Annotated in this window: 8 protein-coding genes; 4 read left to right on the forward strand and 4 right to left on the reverse strand. The window is 73.7% G+C overall.

Annotated features, from left to right (window positions below; genetic code table 11):
- The first annotated feature begins 5 nt into the window (after nucleotides 1–5).
- Nucleotides 6–974 carry a cation diffusion facilitator family transporter gene (locus ACFWEG_RS16135; protein WP_387215024.1) on the forward strand — a complete coding sequence of 323 codons (969 nt, stop codon included), beginning with the start codon at nucleotides 6–8 and terminating at the stop codon, nucleotides 972–974.
- A gap of 400 nt (nucleotides 975–1,374) precedes the next feature.
- On the opposite strand, the gene ACFWEG_RS16140 is transcribed toward ACFWEG_RS16135, so the two are convergent.
- Genes ACFWEG_RS16140 through ACFWEG_RS16155 form a run of 4 tightly spaced genes read right to left on the reverse strand, consistent with a single transcriptional unit; the run spans nucleotide 1,375 to nucleotide 7,085 of the window.
- Entirely contained in the window at nucleotides 1,375–2,523 is a 1,149-nt protein-coding gene (locus tag ACFWEG_RS16140; RefSeq protein WP_387215027.1) for an acyl-CoA dehydrogenase family protein, read from the reverse strand.
- A 7-nt stretch (nucleotides 2,524–2,530) separates the two neighbouring features.
- Entirely contained in the window at nucleotides 2,531–3,478 is a 948-nt protein-coding gene (locus ACFWEG_RS16145; protein ID WP_387215030.1) for a hydroxymethylglutaryl-CoA lyase, read from the reverse strand.
- Nucleotides 3,475–5,424, reverse strand: a complete 1,950-nt coding sequence (locus ACFWEG_RS16150; protein ID WP_387215050.1) for a biotin carboxylase N-terminal domain-containing protein — start codon at nucleotides 5,422–5,424, stop codon at nucleotides 3,475–3,477. The genes ACFWEG_RS16145 and ACFWEG_RS16150 overlap by 4 nt, the downstream gene beginning before the upstream one ends.
- 32 nt (nucleotides 5,425–5,456) lie before the next feature.
- Complete coding sequence (locus tag ACFWEG_RS16155; protein WP_387215033.1) at nucleotides 5,457–7,085, reverse strand: carboxyl transferase domain-containing protein; 1,629 nt, start codon at nucleotides 7,083–7,085, stop codon at nucleotides 5,457–5,459.
- A 109-nt stretch (nucleotides 7,086–7,194) separates the two neighbouring features.
- Here ACFWEG_RS16155 and ACFWEG_RS16160 point away from each other — a divergent pair, with 109 nt between their 5' ends.
- From ACFWEG_RS16160 to ACFWEG_RS16170, 3 genes are all read left to right on the forward strand, one after another.
- The gene (locus tag ACFWEG_RS16160; RefSeq protein WP_387215035.1) at nucleotides 7,195–7,779 is read left to right on the forward strand and encodes a TetR/AcrR family transcriptional regulator; all 585 of its coding nucleotides are present in this window, start codon (nucleotides 7,195–7,197) and stop codon (nucleotides 7,777–7,779) included.
- Nucleotides 7,780–7,858: 79 nt separating this feature from the next.
- Nucleotides 7,859–8,644, forward strand: coding sequence for a phosphatase (locus ACFWEG_RS16165; RefSeq protein ID WP_387215038.1), 786 nt, complete (start codon nucleotides 7,859–7,861; stop codon nucleotides 8,642–8,644).
- 116 nt (nucleotides 8,645–8,760) lie between these two features.
- Nucleotides 8,761–9,828: an ABC transporter substrate-binding protein gene (locus ACFWEG_RS16170; RefSeq protein WP_387215041.1), complete on the forward strand. Its 1,068-nt coding sequence runs from the start codon at nucleotides 8,761–8,763 to the stop codon at nucleotides 9,826–9,828.
- The last annotated feature ends 32 nt before the right edge of the window (nucleotides 9,829–9,860 follow it).

The following is a 9,860-nucleotide window of genomic DNA, read 5'->3' on the forward strand; positions in this document are numbered from 1 at the left end:
TTCGCATGAGCGAGCAGGGAGTGGAGCCCCGGGGGGACCGGCGGGGCGGCGACCAGCAGGGCGAGAGCACGTTCACCGTGCTCGTCGCGGCGGGGGCGAACCTCGGGATCGCGGTGGCGAAGGCGGTCGCGGGGGTGATCAGCGGGTCCAGCGCGATGCTGTCGGAGGCGGCGCACTCGGTCGCCGACACCGTCACCGAGCTGCTGCTGCTCACCGCGCTCAAGCGCAGCGAGAAGCCCGCCGACGAGGAGCATCCGCTCGGGTACGGGCCCGAGCGGTACATCTGGGCGCTGTTCGCGGCGGTCGCGACGTTCGTCGGGGGCGCGGTCTTCTCGGTCTACGACGGGGTGCACACGCTCACCCACGGCGAGGAGCTGGGCGACCCGCTCGTCTCGTACGTCGTGCTCGCCGTCGCGTTCCTCCTGGAGGGGTTCTCGCTGCGGACGGGGCTCAAGCAGGTGCGGGGGGAGGCGGCGCGGTGGGGCGTCGGGCCGGGGCACTACCTGCGGCGGACGCCCGACACGGCGGTCAAGGCGGTCGTCCTGGAGGACTCCGCGGCGCTCGCCGGCCTGCTGCTGGCCGCGGGCGGGCTGCTCGGGGGGCAGTTGACGGGGTCGGGGGTGTGGGACGGGATCGCCTCGATCTGCATCGGGCTGCTGCTGGTGTGGGTGGCGTACGTGCTCGGGCGGTCGAACGCGTCGCTGCTCGTGGGGCGGCCGCTGCCGGCGGCCCTCCGGGCGGAGGTCCGTGCGATCCTGCTGTCCGTCCCGGACGTCGAGGCGGTCCTCGAGCTCACCACGCTGGTGCAGGGGCCCCGCGAGGTGCTCGTCGCCGCGAAGGTCGACTTCCGCGACCTCTCCACCGCGGCGGACGTCGAACGCGCCTGCGAGGTGGCCGCGGCGCGCCTGCGCGCACGCAACCCGGCCATCGCCCGCGTCTACCTCGACCCCACCCCGGCCCCACCCGCGCTCTGACCCCGCGGCCCCCTCCCCCGCGCTCCGCGCGATTTTTCCCCCCACCCACCCCTTCCCCAAGTCCCTGAGCGGGCGCTGTCCCGCCTACCGGCGGAGTACCGGGCTCCGCCCGGCGGCCTCAAACGCCGGCCGGGCTGGATTTTTCGGCCCCTGCGCGCCAGCGCGGCTGCCTTGTGACGCGCGCCCACCCCGCTGTGGGCAATCGTGCCGCAGGGCGAGTGGGGTATCCCCTGCTCGAGCGAAGCCGAGAGCTCGGGGAAGGGTGGGCACAGCCCCACGTGCCCAGCGCAAGCGACCGCACCCCGCACCCCGGTCGGCCTCCCGCGGCGAAGCCGCGCACCCGGCCGCAGGCCGGACGGGGGCCGGGGCGGAGCCCCGGTGGGCCCGCCCCCGCAGGGGGTCAGACGCCCATCTCGCGGGCGATGATCATGCGCTGCACCTCGCTGGTGCCCTCGCCGATCTCCAGGATCTTGGAGTCCCGCCACATGCGGGCGACCGGGTACTCGTTCATGAACCCGTACGCACCATGGATCTGCGTGGCCTCACGCGCGTTGTCGACCGCGACGGTGGAGGAGTGCAGCTTGGCGATCGCGGCCTCCTTCTTGAAGGGTGCCCCGGAGACGAGGCGCGAGGCCGCATCGCGCCAGGCGAGCCGCGCGGTGTACGCACGCGTCTCCATGTCGGCGAGCTTGAAGGCGATCGCCTGGTTCGCGCCGATGGGCCGGCCGAACTGGTGGCGTTCGCGCGCGTAGCGGACGGACTCGTCGACGCAGCCCTGGGCCAGGCCGGTGGCGAGGGCGGCGATGGCGACGCGGCCCTCGTCGAGGATGCGCAGGAACTGGGCGTACCCGCGCCCCTCCTCACCGAGGAGGTTCGACGCGGGGACGCGCACGTCGGAGAAGGACAGCTCGCGGGTGTCGGACGCGTTCCAGCCGACCTTGGAGTAGGGCGCGGCGACGGTGAAGCCGGGCGTGCCGGACGGCACGATGATGGAGGAGATGAGCGGCGAGCCGTCGTCCTTGCGCCCGGTGACCGCGGTGACGGTGACCAGCGCGGTGATGTCGGTCCCGGAGTTGGTGATGAAGCACTTGGTGCCGTTGATGACCCACTCGTCCCCGTCACGGACCGCCGTCGTGCGGGTGCCCCCCGCGTCGGACCCGCAGTCGGGCTCGGTGAGCCCGAACCCGCCGAGCGCCTCGCCGGAGCACAGCGCCGGGAGCCAGGCCCGCTTCTGCTCCTCCGTGCCGTAGTGGTGGATCGGCATCGCGCCGAGCGAGACGCCGGCCTCCAGGGTGATCGCGACGGAGGAGTCGACGCGGGCGAGCTCCTCCAGGACGAGGCCGAGGGCGAGGTAGTCGCCGCCCATGCCGCCGTACTCCTCGGGGAAGGGCAGCCCGAACAGGCCCATGCGGCCCATCTCGCGGACGATCTCGTAGGGGAACTCGTGCCGCTCCCAGTAGTCGCCGATCTTGGGGGCGACGACGTCGTGGGCGAACTCCTCGACCGTGCGGCGGAGTTCCTCGTGCTCGGGGGTGAGGCTGTGGCTCATGAGTCGGTCACTCCTGGTGGGAGAGGGCGCGGACGGTGCGGGAGGGGCTGGGTCGGCCCAGGTGGCCGGCGAGCCACACGCTGGTGGCGGTGAGCTCGCCGAGGTCGACGCCGGTCTCGACGCCGAGGCCGTGCAGCATCCAGACCAGGTCCTCGGTGGCGAGGTTCCCGGTCGCGGACTTCGCGTACGGGCAGCCGCCGAGCCCGCCGGCGGACGCGTCGACGGTGGTCACGCCGTGCTGGAGCGCGGCGAGGGTGTTGGAGAGCGCCTGGCCGTAGGTGTCGTGGAAGTGGACGGCGAGCGCGCCGGTGGGCACGCCGGCCTCGTTCAGCGCGGTGAGCAGGGCGCGGACGTGGCCGGGGGTGGCGGTGCCGATGGTGTCGCCGAGGCTCAACTCGTCGCAGCCGAGGGCGTACAGCCGGCGGGCGACGTCCACGACCCGCTCGACCGGGACCGCGCCCTCCCATGGGTCGCCGAAGCACATCGAGAGGTAACCGCGCACTCCGGCACCGGAGTTGCGCGCCCGCTCGACGACCGGTGCGAACATCGCGAGCGACTCGTCCACCGTCCGGTTGAGGTTGCGCCGCGCGAACGTCTCCGTCGCGCTGCCGAACACGGCGATCTCCCGCGCCCCGAGCGCGAGCGCGCGCTCCAGACCGCGCGCGTTGGGGACGAGGACGGGCAGCCGGACACCTGAGGCGGCGAGGTCGCCGAGGAGCGGAAACAGGTCCTCGGCGTCCGCGAGTTGGGGCACCCACTCGGGGCGGACGAAACTGGTCGCCTCGACCGTGCCGAGCCCGGCGGCGGCCAGCCGCTGGACGAACTCGGCCTTCACGGCGGTCGGTACGGTCCCCGCCTCGTTCTGGAGCCCGTCCCGGGGCCCGACTTCGTGGACACGGACCCGCGAGGGCAGCCCGTCGGCGGGCACGCGCTGGGGGAGGTCGGGGTGGCTCATGCGGATCCCTCCGGAGCCGGGGCGTGCGGGGCGACGACCGCGAGGACCTGGTCCATCGCCACGGTCGTGCCGGGGCGGACGTCCAGCTCGGCGACCACGCCCGCGTGCGGCGCGGAGATCAGGTGCTCCATCTTCATCGCCTCCACGACGAGCAGCCCCTGTCCCGCCTCGACCTCGTCCCCGACGGCCACCTTGACCACCGTCACCGTCCCCGGCATCGGCGCGGCGAGCGCGTCCGCGCCGGCGTGCGCGCGGCCGGTGAGCGAGGCCTCGACGGGGTCGTGGGTGAGCACCTGCCAGGAGTCGCCGTCGCGCCCGAGCCAGTCCCCGGCGTGGTCGAAGGTGTGGGCGGTCCCGTCGAGGACGACGGTCACGCGGTCGGGGGTGACGCGGTGGGCGGCGGCCCCTGCGGACACGTGGGTCACGGGTTCATGTCCCGCGACACGCAGCCAGTGCGTCAGCGGCGCGGGAGTCCCGCCCAGCCGCCAGCCGCTCGGCACGGAGAACGGGTCCGTCCAGCCGTTCGCGGACCCCGCGGGCCGCAGCCGCGCCTCCCGGACCGCCGCGGCCGCCTCGTACACCTCCGGCGGCACCTCGACCGGCACCAGCGCGTCCATCTCGCGCTCGACGAGGCCGGTGTCCAACTCCCCGGCCAGCACGGCCGGATGACCGAGCAGCCGCCGCAGGAACCCGGCGTTGGTCGGCACGCCGAGCGTGACCGTGCCCGCCAGGGCCGCCCGCAGCCGCCGGATCGCGGTCGCCCGGTCCGGCCCGTACGCGATGACCTTCGCGAGCATCGGGTCGTACGCGCTGCCGACCTCCGTGCCCTCGCTGAGGCCGGAGTCGGTGCGGACGCCGTCGCCGGAGGGCTCCCGCAGCACGTGGACCGTGCCGCCGGACGGCAGGAACCCGCGCGCGCCCTCCCGCACGGAGACGGTCTCGGCGCAGACGCGCGCCTCGATCGCGTGGCCGTTGAGCCGGACGCCCTCCTGCCCGTACGGGAGCCGCGCCCCGGCGGCGATCCGCAGCTGCCACTCGACCAGGTCGAGGCCGGTGACCAGCTCGGTGACCGGGTGCTCCACCTGGAGGCGGGTGTTCATCTCCATGAAGTAGTACGGCAGCGGCCCGTCGTGGGCGACGCCCGGCACGATGAACTCCACCGTCCCCGCGCCCGCGTACCCGCAGGAGCGGGCCGCCTGGACGGCCGCCTCGCCCATCGCCGCCCGGGTCTCCTCGTCGAGGAGGACGGAGGGGGCCTCCTCGATCAGCTTCTGGTGGCGGCGCTGGAGCGAGCACTCGCGCTCGCCGAGGTGGACCACCCCGCCGTGCCCGTCGGCGAGGACCTGGACCTCGATGTGGCGGGGGCTGTCGATCCACCGCTCGACGAGCAGGGTGTCGTCGCCGAACGACGCCGTCGCCTCGCGGCGGGCGGCGGCCAGCTCGTCGGGGAGCCGGTCGGCGTCGCGGACCAGGCGCATGCCCTTGCCGCCGCCGCCCGCGGACGGCTTGATCAGGACGGGCATGCCCAGCTCGCGGGCGGCCGCCTCCAGGCCTTCGCCGGAGACGCCGGGCACGACCGGCACCCCGGCCGCACCCACCGTCTCCTTGGCCCGGATCTTGTCGCCCATCAGCGCGATCGCCGCGGACGGCGGGCCGACGAAGACCAGCCCCGCCCGCTCGCACGCGGCGGCGAACTCCGCGTTCTCGGCCAGGAACCCGTACCCCGGGTGGACGGCCTGCGCGCCCGTGCGGCGGGCCGCGTCCAGGAGGTCGTCCACCGACAGGTAGCTGCCGATCCGCACCGCGGTGTCGGCATCGCGGACGTGCCGGGCCCCGGCGTCCGCGTCGGTGAAGACGGCGACGGAGCGCACGCCGAGCGCGCGCAGGGTGCGCACGACGCGGACGGCGATCTCGCCGCGGTTGGCGATCAGGACGGTCTCGAACATGCTCTCGTTCCCCACGTCGGTTGCCATCCTCGTCACATCCGGAAGACGCCGAAGCGCGGTTCGGCCAGCGGTGCGTTGGCGCAGGCGGTCAGGGCGAGGCCGAGGACCTGCCGGGTCTCCAGGGGGTCGATCACGCCGTCGTCCCAGAGCCGGGCGGTGGCGTAGTACGCGCTGCCCTGCTCGGCGTACCGGGCGCGGATCGGGTCCTTGAACGCCTCCTCGTCCTCCGCCGCCCAGGTCTCGCCCGCCGCCTCCATCTGGTCCCGCTTGACGGTGGCGAGGACGGAGGCGGCCTGCTCGCCGCCCATCACGCTGATCTTGGCGTTCGGCCACATCCACAGGAAGCGGGGCGAGTACGCCCGGCCGCACATCGAGTAGTTCCCCGCCCCGTAGGAGCCGCCGACCACCACGGTCAGCTTCGGGACGCGGGCGCAGGCGACGGCGGTGACCATCTTCGCGCCGTGCTTGGCGATGCCCCCGGCCTCGTAGTCGCGGCCGACCATGAAGCCGGAGATGTTCTGCAGGAACAGCAGCGGGATGCCGCGCTGGTCGCACAGCTCGATGAAGTGCGCGCCCTTCTGGGCGGACTCGGCGAACAGGATGCCGTTGTTCGCGACGATCCCCACCGGGTGGCCGTGCAGGTGCGCGAAGCCGGTGACAAGGGTGGTGCCGAACTCGGCCTTGAACTCCGCGAACCGCGAGCCGTCCACGAGCCGCGCGATGATCTCCCGCGCGTCGTACGGCGTCCGCGGGTCGACGGGCACGGCGCCGCGGAGCCCGTACGGGTCGGCCTTCGGCTCCTCCACCGGCCGGACGGTCCAGGGCAGCGGGCCGCGGTCGGGGAGGGTGGCGACGATGTTGCGGACGATGCGCAGGGCGTGCGCGTCGTCCTCGGCGAGGTGGTCGGTGACGCCGGAGACCCGGGAGTGGACCTCGCCGCCGCCGAGCTCCTCCGCCGTGACGACCTCGCCGGTCGCCGCCTTCACCAGCGGCGGGCCGCCGAGGAAGATCGTGCCCTGGCCGCGGACGATGACCGCCTCGTCGCTCATCGCCGGGACGTACGCCCCGCCGGCCGTGCACGAGCCGAGGACGGCGGCGATCTGCGGGACGCCGGCGGCGGAGAGCCGGGCCTGGTGGTAGAAGATCCGGCCGAAGTGGTCCCGGTCGGGGAAGACCTCGTCCTGCATCGGCAGGAACGCGCCGCCGGAGTCGACCAGGTACAGGCACGGCAGCCGGTTCTCCAGCGCGACCTCCTGGGCGCGCAGGTGCTTCTTGACGGTCATCGGGTAGTAGGTGCCGCCCTTGACCGTGGCGTCGTTGGCGACGATCACGCACTCGCGGCCGCTGACCCGGCCGATTCCGGCGATCACCCCGGCCGCCGGGGCGGCACCGTCGTACATGCCCTCCGCGGCCAGCGGGGCCAGCTCCAGGAAGGGGGAGCCGGGGTCCAGGAGGGTGTCGACCCGGTCGCGGGGCAGCAGCTTGCCGCGCGCGGTGTGCCGGGCGCGGGCCTTCTCGCCGCCGCCGAGCCGGACCCTGGCCAGCCTGGCGCGCAGCTCGTCGGCCAACTCCCGGTGCGCGGCCTCGTTGGCCCGCCAGGCCCCGGACGAGGGGTCGGCGGGCGGGTCGAGGACCGGTGCCTGCGGTTCGTGCCCTGTCACGCGAGCTCCTTTGCTCGGATCGCACGGCCGTCAGCGCCCTGGGGTTAGTGAGCGTTAACGTATGCCGTTCAGGTTAACGACCGCTAACCGTGCTGTCTACAATCGACCCATGAGCAGCAGAACCGACGCCCCCACCCGCCGCGAGCAGATCCTCCGCGAGGCGGCCCGCCTCTTCGCCGAACGCGGCTTCCACGGCGTCGGCGTCGACGAGATAGGCGCCGCCGTCGGCATCAGCGGCCCCGGCCTCTACCGGCACTTCCCCGGCAAGGACGCGATGCTCGCGGAGCTCCTCGTCGGCATCAGCGAACGCCTCCTGGAGGGCGGCCGCAAGCGCGTCGCCGACGCGGACACCCCCCTGGCGGCCCTGGAAGCGCTCATCGACGGGCACATCGACTTCGCGCTCGACGACCGCCCGCTGATCACCCTGCACGACCGCGAGCTGGACCGCCTGCGCGAGGCCGACCGGCGCCGGGTGCGCCGCCTGCAGCGCGAGTACGTCGAGCTGTGGGTCACCGCCGTCCGCGAGACCCACCCCGAGCTCACCGAACCCGCCGCCCGGGCGGCCGTCCACGCCGTCTTCGGGCTCCTCAACTCCACCCCCCGCCTCTCCCGCCCCGCCTCCCTCCCGGGCCGCGAGGACATGGCCGGCCTCCTGCACCGCCTCGCCCGCGGCGCGTTCTCCGCGGCCGCCTGACCACGGGGGCGCCGGCCCGCGTCCGTCCGCGCCGCGGGACGCCGGGACGCCCGCCGCCCGGGCGCGGCACAATGGGCTCATGCCGATATCCGGGATCCCCAGCCGTGCCGAGCTCGCCGCGCACCTCGTCCGCACGCGCATCGCGGGGAACGTCGCGACGCCGCGCGACAACAACCTCTCCCACTACCGCAAGCTCGCCAACGGCGACCGGCACTACTGGCTCGGCCTGGAGCTCGGCGACCGGTGGACGGACGAGCAGGACGTCCTCGCCGTGATGGCCGAGCGGTGCGGGGTCGTCGACGACCCCGAGCACCGGTTCGGGCAGGACACCATCGACGTCGACCTCACCATCGACGGGCTGCACCGGGCGGCGGACCGGCTGCGCAAGGCGGCGGAGTCCCGGCAGCGGGTGCTGGTGGCGACCGGGCACCCGGGTGCGCTCCTCGACGTCCACAGCCGCACCGCCTCCGCGCTGCGGGCGGCCGGCTGCGACATCGTCCGCATCGCCGACGGCCTCACCGCCGACGAGGGCTTCGTCGTCCAGTTCGCCGACGTCGCCGTCTTCGAGCGCGGCGCGTCCCTGTGGCACACCCACTCCCCCCACCCCATGACCGTCGTCCTCGACGCGATCGAGGCGGCCGGCGAGCCGCTGCCCGACCTCGTCATCGCCGACCACGGCTGGGCGGGCTGCGCGGGGCAGCGCGGCATCGACTCCGTCGGCTACGCCGACTGCAACGACCCCGCGCTCTTCCTCGGCGAGGCCGAGGGAACGATGCAGGTCACCGTCCCCCTCGACGACCACGTCCTCGACCCGCGGTCCTACGAGCCGATGACGGCGTACCTGCTGGACGCGGCGGGGCTCTGAGCGGTCGGGCGGGCGCTCCCGCCGCCCGGGAGGTGACCCGGGACACGCTTGGCGGGTGCGTGAGGTTAGGCTAACCTACGTTCGACTCCACGCTCCGACCCTCAGAAGGCCGTGCCATGCCTAAGCCCACCGCTGCCCCCCTCACCCGTCGCCGCATACTCACCGCCGGCGGCGCCTTCGGCCTCGGGGCCGTCGTCGTGGCCTGCGGCGGGGACAAGGGCGACGGCAAGAAGGTCGACGGGGCGGGCACGACCGCCGCCGCGAAGAACGACGGCCCCTGGGAGTTCGAGGACGACCGCGGCAAGACCGCGAAGGCCGGCAAGGTCCCCGCGAACATCGTCGCCTTCACCGGCGTCGCCGCCGCGCTCCACGACTACGGGGTCGAGGTCAAGGGCGTCTTCGGCCCGACGAAGACCAAGGACGGCAAGGCCGACGTCCAGGCCGGCGACATGGACGTCTCCAAGGTCGAGGTCCTCGGCAACGTCTGGGGCGAGTTCAACGTCGAGAAGTTCGCCGCGCTTCGCCCCGACGCCCTGATCAGCACCATGTTCGACGACAAGGGCACCTTCTGGTACGTCCCGGAGGAGTCGGCGGACAGCATCATGAAGCTGGTCCCGAACACGGCCGTCGGCATCAGCGTCTACGACACCCCGCTGCCGAAGCCGCTGGCCCGCATGGCCGAGCTGGCGAAGTCCCTCGGCGCGGACCTGGACGACGCGAAGATCACCGCCGCGAAGAAGCGCTTCGAGGACGCCGCGGCCAAGCTGCGCGCCGCCGCGAAGTCCCGCCCGGAGATCAAGGTCCTGATCGGCTCCGGCTCGGCCGACATCTTCTACGTCTCCGGCGTGAACCTCTCCGCGGACCTGGAGTACTTCAAGGAGCTCGGCGTGAACATCGTCGAGCCGCCGAAGAAGGCGCTCGCGGCGAGCGGCGGCTGGTTCGAGAACCTGAGCTGGGAGAACGTCGACACCTACGACGCGGACATCATCATGCTCGACAACCGCACGGGCACGCTCCAGAACGCCGACCTGAAGAAGGCGAAGCCGACCTGGGCCAAGCTGCCCGCGGTCAAGGCCGGCCAGGTCATCCCCCGCGTGACCGAGCCGATCTACTCCTACGACAAGTGCGCGCCGATCCTCGAGGACCTGGCCAAGGCGATCGAGAACGCGAAGAAGGTCAGCTGACCCCGGGGGGTGTCCGGCGGGTCCCGCCGGAC

The sequence above is a fragment of the Streptomyces sp. NPDC060194 genome (genome assembly GCF_042728285.1).
Classification (GTDB): Bacteria; Actinomycetota; Actinomycetes; order Streptomycetales; family Streptomycetaceae; genus Streptomyces.

Bases quoted from the DNA above. Each gene is read 5' to 3' on its own strand.
- ACFWEG_RS16135 (WP_387215024.1), top strand. From the start codon at position 6: ATGAGCGAGCAGGGAGTGGAGCCCCGGGGGGACCGGCGGGGCGGCGAC.
- ACFWEG_RS16140 (WP_387215027.1), bottom strand. From the start codon at position 2,523: ATGAGCCACAGCCTCACCCCCGAGCACGAGGAACTCCGCCGCACGGTC.
- ACFWEG_RS16145 (WP_387215030.1), bottom strand. From the start codon at position 3,478: ATGAGCCACCCCGACCTCCCCCAGCGCGTGCCCGCCGACGGGCTGCCC.
- ACFWEG_RS16150 (WP_387215050.1), bottom strand. From the start codon at position 5,424: ATGTTCGAGACCGTCCTGATCGCCAACCGCGGCGAGATCGCCGTCCGC.
- ACFWEG_RS16160 (WP_387215035.1), top strand. From the start codon at position 7,195: ATGAGCAGCAGAACCGACGCCCCCACCCGCCGCGAGCAGATCCTCCGC.
- ACFWEG_RS16165 (WP_387215038.1), top strand. From the start codon at position 7,859: ATGCCGATATCCGGGATCCCCAGCCGTGCCGAGCTCGCCGCGCACCTC.
- ACFWEG_RS16170 (WP_387215041.1), top strand. From the start codon at position 8,761: ATGCCTAAGCCCACCGCTGCCCCCCTCACCCGTCGCCGCATACTCACC.